Source organism: Deinococcus murrayi DSM 11303 (assembly GCF_000482805.1).
In the GTDB taxonomy this organism is placed as follows: domain Bacteria; phylum Deinococcota; class Deinococci; order Deinococcales; family Deinococcaceae; genus Deinococcus; species Deinococcus murrayi.
This window is the reverse complement of sequence record NZ_AXWT01000021.1, coordinates 1-22,398: the sequence shown is the minus strand read 5'-3', so window position 1 is coordinate 22,398 and position 22,398 is coordinate 1. Positions and strand designations below refer to the sequence as shown.

Below are 22,398 nucleotides of genomic sequence, written 5' to 3'. Positions count from 1 at the left end.
CTCAGCGCAGGAAGTCTTCGCCCTCCTCCAGCCGCCGAATCCAGGCCGCGATGAGGTCGGTGCAGGCCTTCACGTCGCGGGCGTCCACCATCTCGGAGGGCGAGTGCATGTAGCGGTTGGGGATGCTCACGACCGCCGTGGGCACGCCCCCGCGCACCAGCGTCAGGGCGTCGGCATCGGTGCCGGTATAGCGCCCGCTCGCGCTGAGGGTGTAGGGGATGCCTTCCTCGCGGGCGGCGTCTTGCATCTGGCGCAAGATGGCGGGGCTGGTCATCGGCCCCACGCTGAGGTTGGCCCCCGACCCGAAGGGCACGGTGCCGTACTTCTTCTCGGAAACGCCGGGTTGCCCCGTCTCGTGGGTGACGTCCACCGCCACCCCCGCGACCGGGTTCAGGCGGTGCCCGCTGACCTGCGCCCCGAAGACGCCAATCTCTTCTTGGCTGGTGCCCACGGCGACCACGCGGTGCTTCAGCTCCGTGTCCCTCAGCGCCCGCAGCGCTTCGAGGACGATGAAGCCGCCCACCCGGTTGTCGAGCGCCCGGCTGACAATCTTGTCGCCCACCCGCAGGGGACCCTGTTCGATGACCCCGTAGGTGCCCACCGGAACGCGCTGCTGGACCTCTTCCTTGCTTAGGCCCACGTCAATCCAGAGGTCTTCGAGCTTCGAGGCGTTCTTGCGTTCTTCGGGTTCCATCACATGAATCGCCTTTTTGCCGACCACACCGAGGATGTCCCCGCCCGGCGCGAGCAGGCGAATGCGCTGCCCGACCAGCACCTGGGGGTCCCAGCCCCCCACCCCCAGCACGCTGATGAGGCCGCCGTCCCCGACATGCGATACGATGAGGCCGATTTCGTCGAGGTGCCCCATCAGGGCGATGGCCGGGCCGTCTTCGGGGCCAAGTTCGGCGTACACGTTGCCGTAGTGATCTTCCCAGACGCGGGCGAAGGTCTCCGCCTCCCGCTTCCACACGTCGGCGGCGCGGCGCTCGCAGCCGCTGGGGGCCGCTTCCCGCAGCAGGGCAAAGAGGAAGTCTTCGTTGATGGTGGCGGGGGCGCTGGTCGGATTGTCCTGACTCACGCGGCCCAGTCTAGGCCCCCCGGCTATCCTCGCCCCATGAGCCATCCTGCCTATGCCCCCTCCCCCCCCGACGTGCGCGTCTCGGTGGAGGTGAGCTACCTCGCCGCGCACTCGGCTCCGGGGCGGCACCTCTTCGCCTATGTCGTCCGCATCGAAAACCACAGCGGCGACACCTGGCAGCTCCTCGCCCGGCACTGGGACATTGTGGACGGCGCGGGCCGCCACACGGTCGTGGACGGGGAAGGCGTGGTGGGTGAGCGCCCCGTCTTGGCCCCCGGCGGTGTCTTCGTCTACGACTCCTTTGTCACCCTCGAAGACCCGCCCGGCCAGATGAGCGGCCACTACGTGATGCAAGACGCCTGGGGAGTGCGGGCGCGGGTGCCGATTCCGGCCTTCGGGCTGGTGGGGGGGGCGGGGGGGAGGACGTTGAACTGAAGCCGCCAGCAACCAGCCGCCAGCAGCAGAAGTGGGCGAGCTGGCTGCTGGAAGCTGGTCGCTGCCCTCACGCCTGCGGCACCTCCGCTTCCACCAGCGTTCCGTGGCCCGGCTCGCTGAGGACCCGGTAGGTTCCGCCCCGGCTCTCCACCCGCTCGCGCATCTGCATCAGGCCCAGGCCCCCGGCGCTGCTGACGCGGCCTGACACCTGCGAGGGGTCGAAGCCCGCGCCGTCATCCTGCACGCGCAGGGTGACCCGGTGCCCCCCGTGTAGGCTGACCGTGACCTCGCGGGCGCGGGCGTGCTTGGCGACGTTGTTGAGGCTCTCTTGCAAGATGCGGAAGACCACCGCCTCGTCGCCCGGCGCGAGGTGGATGTCCCCGGTGACGTTCAGCGTAGTGCGGATGTTGTTTTGCTGCCCGAAGTCCTCGACGTAGCGCCGCACCGTCTCCAGCAGGCCGTAGCGCTCCAGGTCGATGGGGCGCAGGGCGAAGATGGAGCGCCGCACCTCCCGAATCTGCTCGCGCAGCAGGGCGGTCGCGGCGCGGACCTCGGCTTCGGCCCCGTCTGGGTCGCCCCGCAGCTGCCGGGCCACCACGTCGAGTTTGAGGGCGGCAAAGGCGAGCGACTGCGCCACCCCGTCGTGAATCTCGCGGGCGATGCGGGCGCGTTCGTCGCTGATGGCGAGTTCTTCCGAGTACAGGTAGGCGCGGGCATTGCGCACCCCCAGCGCAGCCTGCGCGGCCAGGAGCGCGAGCAGGGGCAGCCGGGCATCGTCAAAAGCTCCGGCTCCCCGCCCGCCCAGTACCAGCACCCCCACCAGCCCCTGCTCGTCACGCATGGGAAAGCCCAGGGCGGAGGTCGCGCCGGGAAAGACCTCGGCGGCCTCGTCTTCTGCCGCAACCAGCGGCGTCCCGGCCTCGGCCACCCGCTCGACAAAGGGGGGAGCGAGGGACCCGCGCCCGCCGCGCTCGCCCTGCCAGTCCTCGGCGTATTCCAGCCGCAGGAGGCCGTCTTGGTCGCGCAGGTAGGCGGCGCGCGCTCCGGCCTGCACCCGCTCGGCCATGTTGCGCGTCACGCGGGCGAGGAGGCGGCGCATGTTGCGCTCAGCGCGGATGGACTGGTCGACGCTGTAGAGGGTCATCAAGTCCAGGGTGCGTTGCCGGGCCGCCTCCACCCCGGTCGCGACCTCGGCGGCGATGGCCTGAGCGAGGGCCTCGGTCTCCGGCGTTGGCGGCTCCGCGAAGTGCAGGGCGAGCGCCCCCCCGCCGGGGATGGGCACCCGCAGCGGAAAGCGGGCCTCTCCCGCTGCCCCCCCCTCACCCGCCGCCGCCGCGCTGAGGCCCCCCGGCACCGTCAGGGTGGCGTGCGCGGCCCCGGTCGCCCGCACCGCCCCCCGCGCCGCGACTTCCACCACCGCGCCGAGGTCGGGTGCCCCGCTGAGGTCGCGCATCAGCTCCTGCACGGCCTGAAGCTGCCCATGCGAGGCGCTGAGCTGCGCGTAGGTGGCCCGCAGCTCGCGCTCGGCCCGCTCGCGGGCGCGGGTGCCCTGGGCAATCCACTCCACGCTGAAAAAGGTGGCCGCTGGCCCCACCAGCCCGTAAAAGAGCAGGTGTGCCCAGACCTCGGCGCGGGGGTCCGGCAGCCGCGCAATGAGCAGCTCGACCACCGCCACCACGAGCACGATGAGGGGCGGCAGCACGTTGCGCAGCAGCCGCACCCGGCGCGACAGCGGCCAGTCTCTCACCGGGAGGGAACGGCGCACGGCGGGTGGGGCAGCGGGCACCTCAGTCATGGGGGACAGTGTAGGGAGGAGACCTCCCCCACACAGGAGCCTACCAAACCTTGTACAGCATTTCTGTACAACAAATCCGGTATCCTGGGGGGGTGATTGAGCGAACTTACACTCAGGCTCGTGCGGAGCTGGCGACCCTGATGGATCGGGCCGTCAACGACCGTGAGACGGTGATTATCGAGCGCCGCGGACGGGAAAGCGTCGCTCTTATCGCCGCCGACGAGCTGCGCAGCCTCCAGGAAACGGCCCATCTGCTGCGCTCGCCCGGCAATGCCCGGCGTCTGCTGACGGCGCTTCAGCGGGCGCTGGAGGGGGGTGGCAAACCCCTCACGCCCGCTGACCTTCGGCACCGCGCGGGTCTGGACGGTGAATGATGACCCCCGTCTGGCCGTCTTTCAGCCGGAGTCCCTGGAGGACCTGACCTATTGGGTTCAGACGGACCGCAAGACGGCGCTGCGGCTGTTGCGGCTCGTCGAACTCGTGCTGCGCGACCCCTTCGCGGGGATGGGCAAGCCTGAACCCCTCAAGTATCTCGGCCCCAACCTCTGGTCACGCCGCCTGACCGACGAGCACCGATTGGTGTACCTGGTCCGCGAGAACCGGATTGACTTTCTGCAAGGCCGCTATCACTACGGCTGAGGGTCCTCCCCCTGGCCCCCCACCGCGCCCCGCCGCGCCGCGTCGCGCACCTTCCACTCGACCTGCCGCAGAAAGCTCCGGAAGAGGCGGCTTTCCGCGCTGCTCATCAGCGAGCGGTCGAGCATCGCCCGCCACAGCCGCAGCGTGTGCCGGGCGCGGACCGCGTCGGTGTAGCCGATGAGCCGCATGGTCTCGTGCAGGTGGCCGTACATCGCCTCCATCTCCTCGCGGGTGGCCATTTTCCGGCGGTATTCGGGCAGCTCGTCTTGCGCTTGCAAGAACTCGTAACACACCAGCAAGACGGCCTGCGCGACGTTCAGGCTGGCATACTCGCCGGTGGGCACCCGCACGGTGACCTGACACTGCTCCAGGTCCGAGTTGACCAGCCCGGTTTCCTCTGGCCCGAACACCACCGCCGGGGCCGCGGCCGCCCGCACCAGGGGCCGCACCTGCGCGGGGTGGCGGGGGGCCGGGAGGTCGGCGCGCAGGCGGGCCGAGGTGCCCACGCTGAGGTCACGGTCAGCCAGGGCCTCGCGCAGGGTGGGATAGACCCGTGCCCCGCGCAGCAGGTCCGCCGCGTGGACCGCCATGGCCACCGCCTGCGGGTCGAGGGGGTCGCAGCGGGGGGCGACCAGCCGCAGGTCCTGGGCACCCATGTTCAGCATGGCGCGGGCCGCCGAGCCGATATTGCCGGGCGTTTTGGGAGAGACGAGGACGACGGCGAGGTTCACACCCGCGATGCTAGCGCGGCTTCTCCTCAGCTCAAGGCCCGCTCAATGGCCCCCGCCGCTCACCCGCCCTAGCCTAAGGGCCATGACGGCCCCCCATGCCCCCCGCACCGTGCTCTTGCTCCACGCCTACCCCCTCTCCGCCGCCATGTGGGACGACCAGCGGGCGGCGCTGGAAGAGGCGGGCTTCACCGTCATCGCGCCCAACCTTCCCGGCTTTGGGGGAGAGGCGGGGGCCATCACCACCCTGGAGGACGCCGCCCGTGACCTGCTCGCGGCGCTGCCCCAGGGAGAGCCGCTCGCCGTGGTCGGCCTGAGCATGGGCGGGTATCTGACGCTGGAGCTGCTGCGGCAGGCCCCGGAGCGCTTCGCCCGCGTGGTGCTCGCCGACACGACCCTGCGGGCCGACCCCCCCGAAAAGGCCGAGGACCGCCGCGAGCAGGCCGACCGGGTGGAGGCAGGAGGCGCGGGCTTCATCGTGGCCGCCGCCGAGGAGGAGCACTCGCCCGCCACCTTCCGCCGGGTGCGCCCGATGATCGAGGCGGCTTCCCGTGAGGGCATCGCCGGGGCGCTGCGGGCGATGGCGGTGCGGGGCGAGGGCCGCGACGCCCTGCGGGGGCTGGCGGTGCCCCTCCTCGTGCTCGTCGGCGAGGAAGATGACATCACCCCCGTGGAGTACGCCCAGGAACTCGCCGACGCGGGGCGCGGCGAGCTGCGGGTCCTGCCGGGGGCGGCGCACCTCTCCAACCTCGACAACCCGGCGGCCTTTAACGCGGCGCTGCTGGAGTTCCTGAGCTGAGTACGTTGAACTTAACATTCCGCATTTTCGGGAGGGCACCGAAACTGCTCCATTCCCAGTTCAACGTACTTTTTCTGCCACGCGCTCCGCGCGGTTTATCTAAAAGATAAACGCAGTGTCCTTAAGCCGCTCGTACAGCTCTAGGGAGTGCCGGGCCGGGCTCTCCCAGCCGAAGTCCAGGCTCATGGCGCGTTCCATGCGGGCTTCCCACCCGGCGCGGTCGTCCAGCGCTCGGCGGGCCTCGGCGCAGGCGGCACTGAGGGCGGGCGGGGAGGGCGGGGTAAAGAAAAATCCCACGTCGTGCGGGACCGTGTCCACCAGCCCCCCGGTGGCCCTCACAACGGGCAGGGTGCCGTAGCGCAGGGCAATCATCTGCGAGAGGCCGCACGGCTCGAAGCGGCTGGGCATGGCAAAGGCGTCCGCCCCCGCGTAGATGCGGTGCGCGAGGGCCTCGTTCATCCCGGCCACGAAGCGCACCCGCGGGTGATACCCCCAGCCCGTCAGCGCAGCGGTCAGGAGGGGGTCTCCGCCCCCCAGCACGACCACATTCCATTCCTGCACCAGCTCTGGCAGGCTCATCAGCAGCAGGTCCATGCCCTTTTGCTCCGCGAGGCGGCTGACCACCCCCAGTACCGGGGCCGCGTCCAGCCCGAACTCGGCCCGCAGGCGCTCGCGGTTGGGCGCTTTGCCCGCCGGGTCGCCGAAGGGCACGACCTCCGGGTCGGTGGCCGGGTTCCAGCGCTCTTGGTCCAGGCCGTTGAGGATGCCCGTGAGCCGCCCTTCCCGCGTCAGCCGCACAAGCAGGCCGTCTAGCCCCTCCCCGTACTCCGGCGTGGTGATTTCCTGCGCGTAGGTCGGGCTGACGGTGGTCACGTGGTCCGCGAAAGTCAGCCCCGCTTTCATCAGGTTGAGGTCCCCATGAAACTCCACCCCCTCGGAGGAAAAGGCCCACTCCGGCAGCCCGGTCCAGGCGCGGGCTTCGGCCAGGTTCCAGCGGCCCTGGTACTGGAGGTTGTGGATGGTAAAGGCCGTGCGCCAGCCCGCCAGGTGCGCGTGCGCGACCGCCAGCCCCGCTTGCCAGTCGTGGCCGTGCAGCACGTCGGAGCGCACCCCCAGCGCCGCCAGCGCTGGAAGAGCGGCCCGCCCGAAGGCGCAAAAGCGCTCCACGTCGTCGGGGTGGTAGAGGCCGGAGCGGTCAAAGGCGGGCAGCCCCAGAAACAGGAAGTGCACGCCGCCCATCCGCAGCTCACCCACTCGCACGGGGCCGACGCCGGGCAGGTCGCCGCGCCAGACCTCTGGCGGCGTGCCCGACAGCGCCCCGTACCACGGCGAGAGCACCGTGACTTCGGCCCCCTGCCGGGCTTGCGCTGCCGGAAGCGCGGCGAGCACGTCGCCCAGCCCGCCCGACCGGGAGTAGGGATAGACCTCAGCCGCCACGTGCAAGACCCGCATGGCCCGCACGCTACCACCCCCCGGCCCGCCCCCGTTTGACAAGGGGCGGCCCCCCCCGTTACACTTCCCCTCGCTCGCCCGGCCCAGGGGCTCTTAGCTCAACGGTCAGAGCAGTCGGCTCATAACCGATTGGTTGCCGGTTCAAATCCGGCAGGGCCCACCAGCACTGTGGGGGCGGTTAGCTCAGCGGTAGAGCACTCGCTTCACACGCGAGGGGTCACGTGTTCAAATCACGTACCGCCCACCAGACAGACGACCTCGGCTCAGCCGGGGTTTTTCTTTTGACGGGTGCCGCAGGGCGGGGGGCGCGTAGCCCCTGCTCTCCAGGGCGGCCCCCGCGGCCAGGTCCACACGCAAAAAGCACCGACCCCGCCGGCCAGTGCCTTCTGCTGCCTTTTGCATCTCGTGCTTTGTGCTGGTGCGAGGAAAGGGACTTGAACCCTCACTCCCTATGGGAACCAGATCCTAAGTCTGGTGCGTCTACCAGTTCCGCCATCCCCGCAAAAAAGCCCCGGACCTCACGCTGGGGCGGGGTCCGGGAACACCTGGGGTGGGTTATGGGACTTGAACCCACGGCCTCCGCTTCCACAGAGCGGCGCTCTAACCAGCTGAGCTAAACCCACCGCATGCGCCGCTTTCGCAGGCCCACACAGCTTAGACGCGCCGCAGCCGGATGTCAATGCGGGGAAGTGGCTTATCTCTCCTCTTCCTTGTCTTGCCCCCCCTTCCCACTCCCCCCTGATCGGCGTAGCCTGTCTCCTACCTATGAACTTCACCCTGCCGGAGGACCTGCGAGAGATGCAGGCGGCGGTGCGCGGCTTCATGCTGGAAGTGGTTGAAGCTCGTGCCCGCGAGATTGAGGACACCAACCGGGTCCCGCCCGAACTGCTGCGTGGGGCCGCCGAGCTGGGGCTGTTCGGCCTGAGTATCCCGGAGGAATACGGCGGGGTGGGGCTGGGTGCCTTGGGCCGCTGCGCGGTGTACGAGGCGCTGGGGCAGGGGCACATGGGCTTTGGCGGCGTCATCAGCGCCCACGCCAGCATCGGCACCAGCGGGCTGGTGAGGCTCGGCACCGAGGAACAAAAGCGGCGGTTCTTGCCAAGGATGGCCAGCGGCGAGTGCATCGCGGGCTTCGCCATCACCGAGCCGTCGAGTGGGTCGGACGCGGCCAACATCCGCACGCGGGCCGAGCGCCGGGGCGACGTGTACGTCCTGAACGGCACCAAGCATTACATCTCCAACGCGCCGGTCGCGGGGCTGCTCACCGTCATCGCGGTGACGGACCCGGCGCGGGGCACCCGCGGCATGAGCGCCTTTTTGGTGGAGCCGGGCCGCACGCCCGGCGTCACCATCGGCAAGATTGACGAAAAGATGGGCCAGAAGGGGTCCCTTTCCGCCGAGGTCATCTTTGAAGACGCCGAAGTGCCCGCCGCGAACCTGCTCGGCCCTGAGCATCTGGGCTACCGCGAGGCGCTGGGCATCCTGACGAACGGGCGGGTGGGCATCGCGGCGAGGGCGACGGGTGCGATGCAACGGCTCCTCGACCTCTCGGTCGCGCACGCCAAGACCCGCGAGCAGTTCGGGCAGCCCATCGCGGAGTTTCAGGCCGTGCAGTTCATGCTGGCCGAAATGGAGGTCGCCATCCAGACCAGCCGCCTGCTGTGGCAGAAAGTCGCCTGGATGGTGGACGAGGGACAGGACGTGCGCCGCATGGCGTCGGTCGCCAAACTTTATGCCACCGAGATGCTCTCGCAGGTCGCGGATAAGGCCGTGCAGGTCGCCGGTGGGATGGGTTACATGAAAGACTCGCCCGTCGAGCGCTACTACCGTGACCAGCGGCTGCTGCGGATTTACGAGGGCACCAGCGAGATTCAGAAGCTCATCATCGCGCGGGACCTGCTCGCCTAGGCTCCCCACCCCCTCAGCCACCACCGCAGAAACTCCGGCAGCCGCTCGCGCCAAGCGGATTCATCGTGCCAGTGGCCCGCGCCCACCGTGACCCGGACCTCGCGCACCCGCGGGCGCAACTTGGCGGCGAGGTCGTGGGTGAGCCGGACCAGGGCGGCGGCGCTCTCCAGGGAGCTGCCCTCATGGTCCCCCATGTCGAGCCACACGCGGGCCTGAGGGTCGGCGCGGCCCTCCAGCCAACGCAAGAAGGCATGGTCGGCGGGCCAGAGCGCGGGGCTAAAGACGCCCAGCGTCCCGTAGGTGCCAGGGTCGCGCAGCCCCGCGTAGGCGGTGATGAGGCCACCGAACGACGACCCCGCCAAGGCCACCCGCTGCGGCGGCAGGGGGCCGAAGCGCTCCCGCAAGTGCGGCAACAGCGTGCCCCGCAGCCAGTCGGCGTACTCGTCCGCGCCGGACGCGAAGCCGTTGAACTCGAAGGGGAAGGGCACGTAGCGGCGGTTGCGTTCCTCGTTCACAGGAAGGGCGGCGAGGCGGCAGGGAAAGCCCATGTCCGCGAGCGCCCCTGCCGCCCCCGCCGCGTCCCAGCTCTCGCCCGCAAAGGAGGGACCTTCGTCAAAGACGTTCTGGCCGTCGTGCAGAATCAGGAGGGGCAGCTCATCCCCCGCCGCCGTCCCCTGCGGCCACCACAGCCGCACGGGTTGCTCGCCCCAGGGGGCCGCCAGCGAGACCGTCTCGCGGGGCGGGGCGCTGCGGGCGGGACGACCCTGGCCCCCCTGTTCGTCCTGCCATCCCGCTACCGGAAGGTCGAGGGTGGTGTCCCCATGCACCACAAGCCGGTGAGCCGGGGCGCGGCCTCCCCAGCGGTCCCCCTCCTCGGTGACCCTGCCGTCTGGCCCCAGCGCCCGCACCTTCACGTTCAGCAGCGCCCCCTGGGGCACCTCGGCCCGCAGCGTCCCGTCGGGGGCGAAGGTCCAGCCCTGCGGCTCGTCGCTCCAGCCCCGGTGGGTTCCCGTCAGAAAGAGGACGGCCCCCGGCACGGGAGGGGGCACGGACAGCCGGAACACGACGCGGGGCATGGCCCCAGTATGGCTTCCCGCTCGTCTCAAGGTCATTTCAGTGACCGGTGAGGGCCGCGTCAGCCAAGCGGCGGTAGGCTTTTGGCGTGGCAGACGGGGTGCGGCCCGTCCCCGCCCCGGCGTGCCAGGCCTTGCCCCCTCCTCCGAAACTTGATATACTCACACTCAAGTTTCCTGGTAACGCTTTCCGCCGGAGACCCTGCTACAGCGTCCGCTTCGGCGTCACAAAGGAGCCTCTATGCCCAACCCGCTTTCGTCTACGCCATTGCCCGCCACCGTGCCCGTGTGCCCGGTGCGCGGCAGCGTCATCTACCCGACGATGGTGCAGCACATCGACGCCAGCCGTGCCCTCTCGATCAAGGCCATCGAGGCGGCCCTGAACGGCGACAAGGTTATCCTGATTGTCTCGCAGCGCGACAAGGACGTCGACGACCCGCAGGGAGCCGACCTCTATGACGTCGGCACTGCCTGCAACGTGCTGCGCGTGCGCAAAAATCCCGACGGCACCGTGCAGATGCTGGTGGCTGCAACCGCACGGGTGCGCGTCACCCGCTACGAGCGGGGCGAGTACCTCACTGCCGCAGTGGAGGCCCTGGAAACCGAGCCGGGCGACCCCGTCGAGCTGCGGGCGCTCACCCGCGAGCTGCGCGAGAAGTTCGAGACGGTCGCTCAGGGCGGGCGCATCGGGGCGGAGAGCGTGCAGGCCATCCAGAGCAAGGAAGACCCCGGCGAGATGGCCGACCACATCGCCTTCCACCTCGATTTCAAGCTCGAAGACAAGCAGGCGGTGCTGGAAGCCGTCCGCCTGACCGACCGGGTGCGCCGGGTGCTCACGCTGCTCGACACCGAGCAGGAGGTTCAGGCCGTGCAGGCCCGCATCCGCGCTCAGGTCAAGGAAGAGATTGACAAAAACCAGCGCGAGTACTACCTGCGCGAGCAGATGAAGGTCATCCAAAAGGAGTTGCAGGGCGGCGATGACGGCGACGAGGGTGACGAGGCCGAAGCCTTCCGCGCCAAAATCGAGGCGCTGGGCCTCCCCGCTGAGGTCAAGAAAGAGGTGGACCGCGAGGTGAACCGCCTCGCCCGGATGCACCCCGACGCCGCCGAGGCCTCGGTGATTCGCACCTACCTCACCTGGATGACCGAGCTGCCCTGGAATGTCCGCAGCGAGGACCGCCTCGACGTGGGCGAGGCCGCGCACATCCTTGACGAGGACCATTACGGCCTGGAAAAGGTCAAAGACCGGGTCCTGGAGTTCCTGGCGGTGCGCCGCTTGCGCCGCGAGCGGGCCGAGCGCGGCGAACTCGACGCCGCCGAGGTCAACAAGGGGCCAATCCTGGTCTTTACCGGCCCTCCCGGCGTGGGCAAGACCTCCATCGCCCAGAGCATCGCCAAGTCGCTGGGGCGCAAGTACGTGCGGATTGCGCTGGGCGGTGCCCGCGACGAGTCGGACATCCGGGGCCACCGCCGCACCTATATCGGGGCGATGCCGGGCCGCATCATCCAGGGCATCCGCACGGCGGGCACCAAGAACCCGGTCATCCTGCTCGATGAGGTCGACAAGCTGGGCACCAGCTACCAGGGGGACCCCTCGGCGGCGCTGCTGGAGGTCCTCGACCCCGCGCAAAATCAGCACTTCACCGACCACTACCTCGGTGTGCCCTTTGACCTCTCGGAGGTCATGTTCATCGCCACCGCGAACTACCCCGAACAGATTCCGCCCGCGCTGATGGACCGCATGGAGGTCATCGAGTTTTCCTCCTACATCGAGCAGGAGAAGCTGGAAATCGCCAAGCGTTACCTGCTGCCGCGGCAGCTCGCGGCCAATGGCCTCAAGGCCAATCAGCTCAGCTTTACGGACGCGGCATTAGAGCGCCTGATTAGCCACTACACGCGGGAAGCGGGCGTGCGCAACCTGGAGCGCGAAATCGGCACCGTGGCCCGCAAGGTGGCCCGCCGCATCGCCACGGGCGAGGTCAAGCGCGTCAAGGTCACCGACAAGGAACTCGACCGCTACCTCGGCCAGCCCCGCTTCGTGCCCGAAAGCGAGGGCCAGGAGGACAAGGTGGGTGTCTCGACTGGGATGTTTTACACCCCGGTGGGCGGCGACATCCTCTTCGTGGAGACCAGCGTGATGCCCGGCAAGGGTCTCGTGCTCACCGGACAGCTCGGCGACGTCATGAAGGAGTCGGCCCGCGCCGCCCTGACCTACGCCAAGAGCAACGCCGAGCGCTTCCACCTCGACCGTGACCGCATCGAGAACAGCGAAATCCACATCCACGTTCCGGCGGGCGCGATTCCCAAGGAAGGCCCCTCGGCGGGCGGCGCGATGGTCACCTCGTTGATTTCGGCCCTGAGCGGCATTCCCGTGCGGCACGACGTCGCGATGACGGGCGAGATGACCCTCACCGGGCGGTACTTGCCCATCGGCGGCTTGAAGGAAAAGGTGCTGGGTGCTCGCCGCGCCGGAATCAAGCACATCATCATGCCGAAAGCGAACGAGGGTGACCTGCGCGACATCCCGTTGCACCTGCGCTCGTCCATGCGTTTCCACCCCTGCGAGACGGTCGACCAGGTCCTCGACGTGGCGCTGGTGGGTGGCCTGAAAGCCCTGGAAACCCCGCGTGGCCCGGCGGCGGGCGCGGCAGAAACGGCCCCCCCGCCTGCCAAGCGCCGAACGAGCCGCCGCAGCCCCGGCGCGAGTGCGTAATGCGTAAGACTGACTCCGATTGAACTGACTGTGATTGAAAGGTTGACCTGTCAACCTGGAAATCCGAGCGGAGTGAGGAGGAGAAAAACGGGTTCCGGGCGTGGAGTGAACAAGTCGGCGCTGTTCCGGTTTGTTCACGAAACAGACGGAACCCGTACAAAGCCCCTGTTTTTGCGGCCCCCCGCCCCCACCCGCGGCGGGGGGCCTGCGCTTGTGCCCCCTGCCCTGCCCAGGCCCCACTATCCTGAACCCATGACCGTCCCGCTGACGTTCCTGGTCGCCAGCCCTCACCTGCGCGGCAGCGCCTTTGAGCGGGCCGTGATTCTGCTGCTGGAACACGACGGGTCGGGCGCGATGGGCCTCCTCATCAACGCGCCCCTGAGCCAGAGCGTGGCCGAGCTGCTCCCCGACGCGCCCAACACGGGCGCGGGCACCGCCTGGGCGGGCGGTCCGGTCGAGCCGGGGGTGGGCTGGTGCCTGTACCGCGAGGCGCTCAAGGTGCCCGGCGAGGTGCGCCTCTCGCCCGGCCTGTGCGTGACGAGCAGCCTAGACGTCCTGCACGCGGTCATGGCATCGGGTCAGCCCTACATGCTGCTGCTGGGCTACGCGGGGTGGGCGGCGGGCCAGCTTACCGAAGAGGCCCGCGAGGGCACCTGGCTGTGGGTCGAACAAGACACGCCAGAGCTGATTTGGGACGTGCCCGCAGAGGAACGCTGGCAAGCCGCCCTCGACCGCTTGGGCGTGAATCCGGGCACGATTATGCCCGGCGGGGCGCAGGCCTGAAGTGCTCCCCTTGCAAAAGGGCCGGACCCGTGGTACTCTCCCTCTCGCGCCGGAAACGGCCCGCCCGCAGCAAACGCAGCAGCGGTATTCGGCAGTAGCTCAGTGGCAGAGCATCCGACTGTTAATCGGACGGTCGTTGGTTCGACCCCAACCTGCCGAGCCAGCAAACCTCCCCGCCCACCGGCGGGGGCTTTTTTTGCGCTAGACTGAGGGGGTCTTTTGCCTGCCACTGCGTCTTCGGAGGCCCAATGAGTGACTGTGCACCCCACGAGCATGAGCATGACCACGCCGGACACCGCCACGGGCCAGGGCGCGCGCACGGCCACGGGGCCGACGCCCGGCGCCTCAGCCTCGCGCTGGGGGTTACGGCGACCTTCATGGGCCTGGAAATCATCGGCGGGCTGGTGTCGGGAAGTTTGGCGCTGCTCTCGGACGCGGGGCATATGGCGTCCGACGTGGCAGCACTGGCGCTGAGCCTCTTTGCGGTGCGCTTTGCCCGCCGCCCAGCCACTCCAGAGCGGACCTATGGTTTTTACCGGGTCGAGATTCTGGCGGCTTTTGTGAACGCGGCAGCGCTGCTGCTCCTCACGCTGTGGATTTTGTGGGAAGCCTCTACCCGGCTCTCCCAGCCGCCGGAGGTGCAGGGCGGGGTCATGCTGGCGGTCGCGGGGGCCGGGTTGGTCGCCAACCTGGTGAGCGCCGCCATCTTGCACGGGGGGCAGCGGGACAGCCTCAACGTGCGCGGGGCCTACCTGCACGTGCTGGGCGACCTGCTGGGGTCGGTGGGGGCCATCGTCGCCGCGCTGCTGGTGCTGGGGCCGGGGTGGACGGTGGCTGACCCCCTGGTGAGCGCCCTGATTGGCCTGCTCATCCTGCGCAGTGCGTGGGGCCTGCTGCTTGACAGCGTGAACGTGCTGCTGGAGGGGGCACCCCAGGGCCTGGACGTGCGGGCGGTGCGGGCCACCCTGCGCGGGGTGCCGGGGGTGCGGGGCATCCACGACCTGCACGTCTGGGCGATTACGGCGGGGCAGCCGATTTTGACGGCGCATGTAGAGGTGGCGGGGGGGGCCGACGCCGCCGCCGTGCTCGTCCGCGCCCGGCAACTGCTGCGCGAGCGCCACGGCCTGACGCACGTCACCCTGCAACCCGAAGTCGAGGGGCAGCCCTGCGAGGACCGGGACGCGCTGCACGCTTAACAAGGCTTCCGGATGAACAGTTCTGGAAGAACTGTGAATCCCGACCAGCGGGAGAAGGAAATAAGGATGACGGAGGGGAGTGAAAGTACCGTAGCGGAGCGAAGGGGCTGCAACGGATTCTCCGGCATCTATATAAGGCCGCGCCCGATGTCGCAGTTCTGTCAGAGGGGCGCGGCTAAACTCGCCCCCATGACGCGCGTGTCCGCCGCTCTCTCTCCCTCGGCCAGTGCGGCGGCGGTGGGCCGGGCGCTCGCACAGCTCGACGGGGTGATTCTGGGCAAGCCGGAACAGGTGCGCCTCTCGCTGGCCTGCTTGCTGGCGGGGGGGCACCTCCTCATCGAGGACCAGCCCGGCGTCGGCAAGACCACGCTGGCGCACGCGCTCTCGCGCACGCTGGGCCTCTCGTTCCGGCGGGTGCAGTTCACGGCGGACCTCCTGCCCGCCGACCTGCTGGGCGTGAGCGTCTGGGACGCCCCGGCGGGGGTCTTCCGGTACCAGCCCGGCCCCATCTTCTCCGAAGTCCTGCTTGCCGACGAAATCAACCGCGCCGCCCCCCGCACCCAGAGTGCGCTGCTCGAAGCGATGGAGGAACGGCAGGTCAGCGAGGGCGGGGTCACGCGGCCCCTTCCGGACCCCTTTTTCGTCATCGCCACCCAGAATCCGGCGGCGTTTGTGGGCACTTCGCCCCTGCCCGAAGCGCAGCTCGACCGCTTCCTGATGTCGGTCACGCTGGGCTACCCCGACGCCCGCGCCGAGCGCACCCTGCTGGAGACGGGCGGGCGAGGGGGCGTGGTGCGCGAGCTTACGGGAGTGCTGGACGCGGAAAGCCTGCGCTCGGCCCGGCGGGAGGTGGAGGCCGTGTACGCGGCGGGGCCGCTGCTGGATTACCTGCAAGCACTTGCCCGCGCCACCCGCGAGCATCCGGCACTGGGGCCGGGCCTGAGTCCCCGCGCCCTGCTGGGGCTGCTGGCGGCGGCGCGGGCCTGGGCTTACCTTGCCGGGCGCGGGATGGTGTTGCCGGAGGACGTGCAGGCGGTCTTTCCCAGCGTAGCGGGCCACCGCCTCCCGGTGCGCGGCGGAACGTCCTCCGACGTGCTGGCCCGCTTGCTCGCCGAGACGCCCATTCCCTGACCTGCCCTGCGATGGCCCCCGCCCCGCCCCCCTCCGGCTCCCTGCGGCCCACCCGCTTGGGGACGGCCTTTTTGGGCCTCACCCTCGTGACCTTGGTGGGGTGCATCAACTATTCGCTGGGGCTGGGGTACGCGGTGACCTTTCTGCTGGCGGGCGTGTGGGTAGCGGCGGCGGCGCAGGCGCTGCGGGCAGGGCGGGGCCTGTCCGGGCGGGTGGCGTCCCCGGCTGCGGCGGTCGCGGGGGACACGGCCTCCTTCACGGTGCGGCTGGAGAGCCGGGGGCCGGGGGGAGCCGTCCTGGTGCGGCTGGAGCCGGGGGCCGAGGGACTGGGGCGCGTCCCGGCGGGGGGCCTGGCCGAGGTCACCGTCCCCGTTCCCACTCCGGCCCGTGGCCTTCTGTCCTTCTCCCGGCCTATTGTCGCCGCCCTCGACCCCCTGGGGCTGTGGGCGGTGTGGCGGCCCCTCCCGATTCCGGCCCCCCTCCCGGTCGCCCCGCGGCCAGAGGCGGGAGCGCCGCCGCCCCCCGACCCCTTCCCCGGCGCGGGCGAGGAGACGGGGCGGCGCGGTCCCGGCCCGGACGACTTCAGCGGGCTGCGGCCCTACCAGCCCGGCGACTCGCCCCGGCAGGTGTCATGGCGGCACGCGGCCCGCCTGGGTACGCCCGTGGTTCGCGAGACGGACGCGCCCGCGGGCCGGGTGCTCGCGCTGGACTGGGCGCAGACGGCTGCCCTGCCGGACGGCGAGGCCCGCCTCTCACGCCTGGCCGCCTGGGTGGAGGGGGCGCGGCGCACGGGGACGCCCTTTCGCCTGACGCTGCCGGGCCGCGCCCTGCCCCCCGGCGTGGGGGAGGCGCACGCGGCGGCAGCCCGCGCAGCGCTGGCGGAGGTGCAGCCCTGGCCCACCCCCCCGCCAGCGGCTTTTTCCCGCCGCCCCCGCCCGGCCCCGCTGCCCGGCGCTCCGCTCCGCTTCGCCCTGCTCGCGCTGGCCTTCGCGTTGGCCCCTGCCGCCCTGCGGCAGCCCGCATGGCTCACTGGGCTGGAGACCGGGCTGCTGGGGTACGCGGCCCTGCGGACCCGCCGCCCGCACCTCCCCGCCCCGCCGAGCTGGATGCTGGGGCTGCTCGCGGGGCTAGGCTTCGTCGCCCTGAACGCCGCGTACGGCACCCTGCTGGGCCGCGAGGCGAGCACGGCCCTCCTGGGGCTGCTCGTCACCCTCAAGGCCGCCGAGACGCGCACTCGGCGGGACGCCCGGCTGCTCGCGCTGCTGGGCGTGTTCGTGCTGCTCACACACCTCTTCTTCGGACAGGGACCGCTCGCGGCGGCACACGTCGCGCTGGGGCTGGTGGGCCTGCTCGCCGCGCTGGGGCGCTGGAACGGGCCGGACGTGGGGGGGCGGGGGGCGCTGGGGGGCGCGGCCCGGCTCGCAGCGCTGGGCACGCCACTCATGCTCGCCCTCTTCCTGCTGTTTCCCCGGCCCGACGGCCCGCTGTGGCACCTTCCGGTGCAGGCCGCGCAGACTGGGCTGGCGAACGAGATTACGGCGGGCGAATACAGCGAGCTGGCCCAGAGCCGCGCCGTGGCCTTTCGCGCCGAGTTCGCTGGCCCCCTCCCCCCCCCAGAGGAGCGCTACTGGCGCGGCCCGGTCTACGAGCGCTATGACGGGGTGCGCTGGGAGCAGGTGCGCGAACGCTTTGGGTCGCCCACCCTGGAGTTCTACGGCCCGGCGCTGGCCTACCGCCTGACCCTGGAACCCGGCAACCCGCCCTGGATTCCAGTGCTCGACACGCCGACCACGCTGCCGCCGGGGGCCTTCCTGACGACCGCGTTTCAGGCCGTGTCCTTCAGCGTGGGGGCGAGCCGCACCCGCCACGACGTGCAGGGCCGCGCTGCTCGGCTGGGGGTGCGGGAGGCCCCAGAGCGCCTGAGCCTCAACCTGGGGCTGCCGCCGCAGGAGAGTCTGCGGGCGCGGGCACTCGCCGCGTCGTGGGCGGCCCTTCCCGCGCCGGAGCGGGTGGAGGCGGCGCTGGCGTGGCTGCGGGACGGGGAGTTCCGCTACACCCTCACGCCTTCAGCGCTGCCGGGGCGCGACCGGGTAGACGCGTTCCTGTTCGGCTCCCGCGCTGGCTTTTGCGAGCACTACGCTTCAGCGTTCACTTTCCTGATGCGGGCGGCGGGGGTGCCCGCCCGCGTGGTGGGGGGGTACCTCGGCGGCGAGCGAAACCCCGACGGCGGCTATCTCATCGTGCGGCAGCAGGACGCGCACGCCTGGGCCGAGGTCTGGCTGGAGGGCCAGGGCTGGGTGCGGGTAGACCCCACGGCGGCGGTCGCGCCGGGCCGGGTGACGGCGGGGCTGCCCACCGCCCTCTCGCGCCCAGAGGCGAGCACCCCCCCGCCCCCCGCCCCCCTGGAACAGGCCGCCCTGCGCTTTGACGCCTGGCAGACTCGCTGGAACAGTTGGGTCGCGGGCTATGACGGCCCCCGGCAGCGCGACCTGCTGGCGCGGCTAGAAGCCGGGGTGGGCGGGCGGCCCGCGCTGCTCGCGCTGGGGGTTGCCGGGGCACTGCTTGCGGCGCTGCCGCTCCTGCTCGTGGCCCGGCGGCGCTCTCCCGCCCCCGACCCCGCCGCCCGGCTGCTCGATGACCTCGCTCGGCGGCTGCGCCTGCCCCGCGCTCCCGGCGAGACGGCCTCAGCCTACGCGGAGCGGGCCGCCGCGCACTCTCCAGCGCAGGCGCAGACCCTTCGCCGGGCAGCAGAGGCCTACCACCGCGCCCGCTACGGCGGGGACGGAGCAGCGCTGGCCGAGCTGCGGGCGGCGGTGCGGCAGGTCAGGGGCTGAGGCCCGCGGTTTCCTCGCCGCCCCCCTCTTCCCCCAGCAGCGCGGCCCGCTCTCCCGGCGTCAGGGCGGCCATCACCCGGCGCAGCACCACGTCGACCGCTTGCTCGGCGCTCTCGTCGAGGGTCAGGCCGTCGAGCAGGGGCACATCCTCGCGGCGGGCGAGTTCTTCGAGGTAGTCCTGCATGGTGCGGATTTCATCGAAGTAGGCCATGTAGCGGTGCAGGGGGCGGCTGGCCGCCGTCTCGCGGTCACGCGACTCGAAGTGGCGGCGGTGCTCGGCCTCGTCGGGGAGGGTCACCAGCATGGGCACGACGAGCGCCCCCGCGAAGTCGGCGGCCCGCAGGTAGCCGGGAACGAGGTGCACCCCCTCCAGCACCAGGCTGGTGCCTTCTTCGATGGCGCGGCGCACCACCGCCCCCAGCCCCACGCTGACCTGCTGCACCTGGTCGCGCAGCCCGGCGAGGAGCGCGGCGCGGCTGGGCCGCTCCGGGCGCGGCTCGCCGGGGGGCCACAGGGCTTCCCAGGCGTTGAAGGTGCTCGCGTGCAGGCCGGGCACGAGTTCGCGCGACACCATCGCCCGCATGACCTCGCGCACGGCGTCGGTGCCGATGACGCGGGTGATGCCCAGGCGGTAGGCAATCTCGGCGGCGAGGTAACTCTTGCCCGTGCCGCTCACGCCCCCCAGCAGCACGACGAGGGGACGCGGCGGGCGGCGAATCACCCGCAACAGGCGGTAGCGGGCGCTGACGTCGGGACCGACTTCGTCGCGCAGCAGGGCTTCCACCTTCTCGCGGATGGCCTGGCGGGTCACGAGGCGGTCTTCGCTGCCGCGCAGATCGCGCTGGGTCACGCGGGCCACCTTGCGGGCCACGTCGGGGGCGACCCCCGCCGCGAGCAGCGACTGCACGAGCAGCCCCTTGCTGAAAGGGGTGGGCGTGCCCCCGTCCCCGCTGACCACCCCCAGGCGGCCCCGGTTGCCCTTCAGAAAGCGGTAGGTGCGGCGCAGGTGCTCGCCGTAGCGCTCGGCGAGCACGGCCTCGGTCAGCTCGTCGAGTTCGGCGACCGTGACCTCGCGCCGCCCCGACTGGCGCAGCCGCACGTCCACCGCGCTCGCGGTGCCGTAGGCGTCGCGCGGCGAGAGACCCGTGTCTTCCAGGGTGCGGGCCAGCACGCCCCGGCTAAAGGGCAGGGTGCCCTTTTTGGCCTGCACGGGGATATCCACAAAGGCGGGGGTCTGCCGGGCGGCGGCCTGGGCGACCTCCTCGCCCAGCGTGTCCCGCGCGAGGTCGACCATCAGCGCTTGCAGCTCGGCGGGCGTCACGGGGGTACGCCGGGCGTGCCGCAGCGCCTGCTCGACCCGCCGGGCGACGGTGGCCGCCGCCGGAGCGCTCGCGCCCGCATTCACGAGCGACTCGACGACCAAGCCCCGGCTAAAGGGCCAACTGTGCCGGGGAGTGCCGATGCTGAGTTCAGGCTGGGTCACGGGACGAGGAACGCGGGACTCAGGAGGGCCGGGCCGGGGGGTCGCGCCGCAGCGCTCCTTCCAGCAGCAGGTTGAGGGCCAGCCGCGTTTCCTCCTGAAGGGTGCGGTCGGTGCCGTAGGCGCTCCAGCGCAGGGCGACGAGGAGGTAGGTGTCCGCAATCAGGTTGCTGATGCGTTGCAAGCTGAGGTCGGTGCGAATCTGCCCGGCCTGGTGCAGGGGCTTTAAAATCAGCTCGATGACCTTGCTCAGGGGCAGGGCCTGATACGCGGTCCTGGCCCGCTCTGGGTTGGGATTCATCACCTCGTAGGCGAGCGGCGGAAAGAGGTCACGCTCGCGGCGATTTTCCTCGGCGAGGTCGTCCCAAATCTCGTACAGAGCCGTCAGGGGCGGCACCCCCTCGGCCAGCCGCGCCTCGGCCTTGTCGCGCAGGCGCTCCATCACCTCGCTGCCGTAGTCGAGCAGCACCGCTTCCTTGTAGGGGTAGTAGTTGAAAAAGGTGCCCCGCGAGACATTGCTGGCCCGCGCAATGTCGGTGGCGGTGGTCGCCTGAAAGCCGCCCCGCTTGAACAGGTCGAGGGCCACGCTGTAGATCCGCGCACGGCGGCGTTCTTTCTGGCGTTCCCGGAGCGACGACGAATCCATAATCCCCACGTATAGCGCTTGGAGTTCAATTTTGCACCCTGTTCAAAGGGGGAACAGGGCCGGGAGCGAGGGGCCCGCTACGGCTCGAAGCTGTCTTGAAAGGCGTAGCGGTCGCCCCGCACCCAGTAGTTGACGTAAGAGACGCGCTGCGGGCCGCTGTAGGTTGTGCGCCGCAACAAAAACGCGGCGGTGCCGGGCGGCACACGCAACAGCTCGGCTTCCTCCTGACGCAGGTTGACGGCTTCCAGGGTCTGTTCGACGCGGGTGATAGGCACCCCCAGCGAAATCATCACCTCGTGGATGCTCTCGGAAGCGAGGTCATGGTCGAGGAGGGAGGGCGCGAGGGCGGCGCTGATGTAGCGCTTTTCGATCACCAGCGCTTCGTCACCCGCCGTGCGCAGGCGGTGCACGTAGGTCACCGGGTCCCCGACTTCCAGGTGCAGCACCGCGGCGATTTCCGGGGTAGCCTCCACCGTCAGCGCGCGCAGGACGTGGGTGCGGTGGTCGGGGTGCCGCGCCCACTCCTTGAAGGGCCGCACCCGGAACATGCCCTGGCGGAAGCGCTTCCCTGTGGGGAAGGTTCCGGCCCCCTGCACTCGGTAGACGTAGCCCTCGCGCTCCAGCTCATCGATGGCGCGGCGGGCGGTCATGCGCGAAACCTCGAACTCGCGGGCAAGCTGCGGTTCGCTGGGCAGGGGCAGGCCTTCGGCGTAATGGCCCCCCAACAAGCGGTCTTTGAGGGTGGTCTTGATTAGCGGGTACTTCGCCATGCTCGCCTCCCAGCCCGGCTGCGAGCGCAGGGGCTTTCTGCCGTTCTTGAGGCCTCATCTTAGGGATTGGTGTCCCCTGGACACAAGCACCGGGCCGGGGGGCGCGGCGCTACCCGGCGGGAGACAGGTGCGGCCCCCGGTTCGCCCTAGCCCCCGATGTGCGACATCTCGACCTTGCTCTGGGCGCGGGCGCTGGCTTCCCCGCGTTCCTCGCTGTAGCGGTCTTGCCGGGCCTGCCAGACGGCGGCGACGCGCCCCCGCAGCGCTTCGTCGCTGTCCCCAGCCCGCAGCGGCCCGCGCAGGTCGGTGCCGGAGGTGGCAAAGAGGCAGGTGTACAGCACGCCCACCGCCGAGAGCCGCGCCCGCGAGCAGTCGCCGCAAAAGGGCGCAGTGACCGAGGCAATCAGGCCGACCTCGCGCCCCGCACCGTCCTGGTAGCGGGCGGCCACCTCCCCCCGCTCGGCGGGGTCAACCGGGCGAAAGGCGAGGCCCGGCTCGGCCTCCGTGAGGCGGGCGAGCACCTCCCGTGCGGGCACCACTGACGCCAGGTTCCAGCCATTGTGGTTGCCCACGTCCATGAACTCGATAAAGCGCACGGTCGCTCGGTCGCGCAGCGCTCGCCACAGCTCTGACAGTCCGGCCTCGTTCACCCCACGCTGCACGACCGTGTTCACCTTGACCCGCAGCCCCGCCCGCAACGCCGCCTCGATGCCGTCCAGGACCCGGTCCGGGGTCACGTTCAGGCCATTCATGCGCCCGAAGACCTCCGGGTCAAGGCTGTCGAGGCTGACCGTGACGCGCCGCAAGCCCGCCGCCCTCAGGTCCGCCGCCAGCCGGGGCAAGAGCAGCCCGTTGGTCGTCAGGGCGAGGTCTTCGACCCCCTCCAGCGCCGCGAGGCGGCCCACCAGCTCCGGCAGGTCCCGCCGCAGCAGTGGCTC

At 70.7% G+C, this 22,398-nt stretch carries 19 protein-coding genes and 5 tRNA genes; 13 read left to right on the top strand and 11 right to left on the bottom strand.

Translation table 11 applies throughout. The annotated features are described in order from the left end of the window. Position 1 precedes the first annotated feature (1 nt). Positions 2–1,078 carry a M42 family metallopeptidase gene (locus H565_RS0104905; protein ID WP_051363420.1) on the bottom strand — a complete coding sequence of 359 codons (1,077 nt, stop codon included), beginning with the start codon at positions 1,076–1,078 and terminating at the stop codon, positions 2–4. Positions 1,079–1,114: 36 nt separating this feature from the next. Here H565_RS0104905 and apaG point away from each other — a divergent pair, with 36 nt between their 5' ends. Further along, positions 1,115–1,513 (top strand): Co2+/Mg2+ efflux protein ApaG, encoded by a 399-nt coding sequence (gene apaG / locus H565_RS0104900; protein WP_027460063.1) that lies wholly within the window; start codon positions 1,115–1,117, stop codon positions 1,511–1,513. A 67-nt stretch (positions 1,514–1,580) separates the two neighbouring features. Here the strand turns inward: apaG and H565_RS0104895 are convergent, their stop codons facing one another. Further along, a complete protein-coding gene (locus tag H565_RS0104895) occupies positions 1,581–3,308 on the bottom strand; it encodes a sensor histidine kinase (protein WP_027460062.1) in 1,728 nt (575 codons plus the stop codon). 92 nt (positions 3,309–3,400) lie between these two features. On the opposite strand from H565_RS0104895, the gene H565_RS0104890 reads away from it, so the two are divergent. Both H565_RS0104890 and H565_RS0104885 read left to right on the top strand, forming a co-directional pair. Further along, on the top strand, positions 3,401–3,682 hold the full coding sequence (locus H565_RS0104890) for a type II toxin-antitoxin system Phd/YefM family antitoxin (RefSeq protein WP_027460061.1): 282 nt from the start codon (positions 3,401–3,403) through the stop codon (positions 3,680–3,682). Beyond that, positions 3,675–3,947, top strand: coding sequence for a Txe/YoeB family addiction module toxin (locus H565_RS0104885; protein WP_027460060.1), 273 nt, complete (start codon positions 3,675–3,677; stop codon positions 3,945–3,947). Before H565_RS0104890 ends, H565_RS0104885 begins: the two co-directional genes overlap by 8 nt. Here the strand turns inward: H565_RS0104885 and H565_RS14345 are convergent. Next, positions 3,938–4,678, bottom strand: coding sequence for an RNA methyltransferase (locus tag H565_RS14345; protein WP_034408428.1), 741 nt, complete (start codon positions 4,676–4,678; stop codon positions 3,938–3,940). The genes H565_RS0104885 and H565_RS14345 overlap by 10 nt on opposite strands. Positions 4,679–4,760: 82 nt before the next feature. Here H565_RS14345 and H565_RS0104875 point away from each other — a divergent pair, with 82 nt between their 5' ends. After that, positions 4,761–5,474, top strand: a complete 714-nt coding sequence (locus H565_RS0104875) for an alpha/beta fold hydrolase (RefSeq protein WP_027460059.1) — start codon at positions 4,761–4,763, stop codon at positions 5,472–5,474. Between the two features lie 99 nt (positions 5,475–5,573). On the opposite strand, the gene H565_RS0104870 is transcribed toward H565_RS0104875, so the two are convergent. Further along, a complete protein-coding gene (locus H565_RS0104870) occupies positions 5,574–6,926 on the bottom strand; it encodes a glycogen synthase (RefSeq protein ID WP_027460058.1) in 1,353 nt (450 codons plus the stop codon). An 87-nt stretch (positions 6,927–7,013) separates the two neighbouring features. On the opposite strand from H565_RS0104870, the gene H565_RS0104865 reads away from it, so the two are divergent. Together H565_RS0104865 and H565_RS0104860 are read left to right on the top strand one after the other, a co-directional pair. After that, positions 7,014–7,089 (top strand) — tRNA-Ile (locus H565_RS0104865). A gap of 9 nt (positions 7,090–7,098) precedes the next feature. After that, positions 7,099–7,173, top strand: a tRNA-Val gene (locus H565_RS0104860). A gap of 169 nt (positions 7,174–7,342) precedes the next feature. On the opposite strand, the gene H565_RS0104855 is transcribed toward H565_RS0104860, so the two are convergent. Together H565_RS0104855 and H565_RS0104850 are read right to left on the bottom strand one after the other, a co-directional pair. Continuing rightward, positions 7,343–7,428 (bottom strand) — tRNA-Leu (locus H565_RS0104855). 44 nt (positions 7,429–7,472) lie between these two features. After that, positions 7,473–7,549: transfer RNA gene (locus tag H565_RS0104850), tRNA-His, on the bottom strand. Positions 7,550–7,691: 142 nt separating this feature from the next. On the opposite strand from H565_RS0104850, the gene H565_RS0104845 reads away from it, so the two are divergent. Next, positions 7,692–8,834, top strand: coding sequence for an acyl-CoA dehydrogenase family protein (locus H565_RS0104845; RefSeq protein ID WP_027460057.1), 1,143 nt, complete (start codon positions 7,692–7,694; stop codon positions 8,832–8,834). Here H565_RS0104845 and H565_RS0104840 read toward each other — a convergent pair. After that, positions 8,831–9,910, bottom strand: a complete 1,080-nt coding sequence (locus H565_RS0104840) for an alpha/beta hydrolase (protein WP_027460056.1) — start codon at positions 9,908–9,910, stop codon at positions 8,831–8,833. The two genes, H565_RS0104845 and H565_RS0104840, sit on opposite strands and share 4 nt — an antisense overlap. A gap of 238 nt (positions 9,911–10,148) precedes the next feature. Between H565_RS0104840 and lon the strand changes: the two genes are divergently transcribed. The 6 genes from lon (at position 10,149) to H565_RS0104810 (ending at position 18,564) form a co-directional block, all read left to right on the top strand. After that, positions 10,149–12,620, top strand: a complete 2,472-nt coding sequence (lon, locus tag H565_RS0104835; RefSeq protein WP_027460055.1) for an endopeptidase La — start codon at positions 10,149–10,151, stop codon at positions 12,618–12,620. Between the two features lie 252 nt (positions 12,621–12,872). Then, a complete protein-coding gene (locus H565_RS0104830) occupies positions 12,873–13,403 on the top strand; it encodes a YqgE/AlgH family protein (protein ID WP_027460054.1) in 531 nt (176 codons plus the stop codon). Between the two features lie 88 nt (positions 13,404–13,491). After that, a tRNA-Asn gene (locus H565_RS0104825) sits at positions 13,492–13,566 on the top strand. 85 nt (positions 13,567–13,651) lie between these two features. After that, positions 13,652–14,599 (top strand): cation diffusion facilitator family transporter, encoded by a 948-nt coding sequence (locus H565_RS0104820; RefSeq protein ID WP_027460053.1) that lies wholly within the window; start codon positions 13,652–13,654, stop codon positions 14,597–14,599. 189 nt (positions 14,600–14,788) lie between these two features. Next, positions 14,789–15,730, top strand: a complete 942-nt coding sequence (locus H565_RS0104815; protein WP_027460052.1) for an AAA family ATPase — start codon at positions 14,789–14,791, stop codon at positions 15,728–15,730. An 11-nt stretch (positions 15,731–15,741) separates the two neighbouring features. Next, complete coding sequence (locus tag H565_RS0104810; protein WP_027460051.1) at positions 15,742–18,564, top strand: transglutaminaseTgpA domain-containing protein; 2,823 nt, start codon at positions 15,742–15,744, stop codon at positions 18,562–18,564. On the opposite strand, the gene H565_RS0104805 is transcribed toward H565_RS0104810, so the two are convergent. The 4 genes from H565_RS0104805 to H565_RS0104790 form a co-directional block, all read right to left on the bottom strand. Next, positions 18,554–20,047: an ATP cone domain-containing protein gene (locus H565_RS0104805; protein WP_027460050.1), complete on the bottom strand. Its 1,494-nt coding sequence runs from the start codon at positions 20,045–20,047 to the stop codon at positions 18,554–18,556. The two genes, H565_RS0104810 and H565_RS0104805, sit on opposite strands and share 11 nt — an antisense overlap. A gap of 19 nt (positions 20,048–20,066) precedes the next feature. Next, positions 20,067–20,690 carry a TetR/AcrR family transcriptional regulator gene (locus H565_RS0104800; protein WP_027460049.1) on the bottom strand — a complete coding sequence of 208 codons (624 nt, stop codon included), beginning with the start codon at positions 20,688–20,690 and terminating at the stop codon, positions 20,067–20,069. Positions 20,691–20,767: 77 nt separating this feature from the next. Next, the gene (locus H565_RS0104795; RefSeq protein ID WP_027460048.1) at positions 20,768–21,460 is read right to left on the bottom strand and encodes a GntR family transcriptional regulator; all 693 of its coding nucleotides are present in this window, start codon (positions 21,458–21,460) and stop codon (positions 20,768–20,770) included. A 146-nt stretch (positions 21,461–21,606) separates the two neighbouring features. Continuing rightward, the coding region (locus H565_RS0104790; RefSeq protein WP_027460047.1) for a GTP 3',8-cyclase MoaA at positions 21,607–22,398 on the bottom strand (792 nt) is incomplete at its 5' end.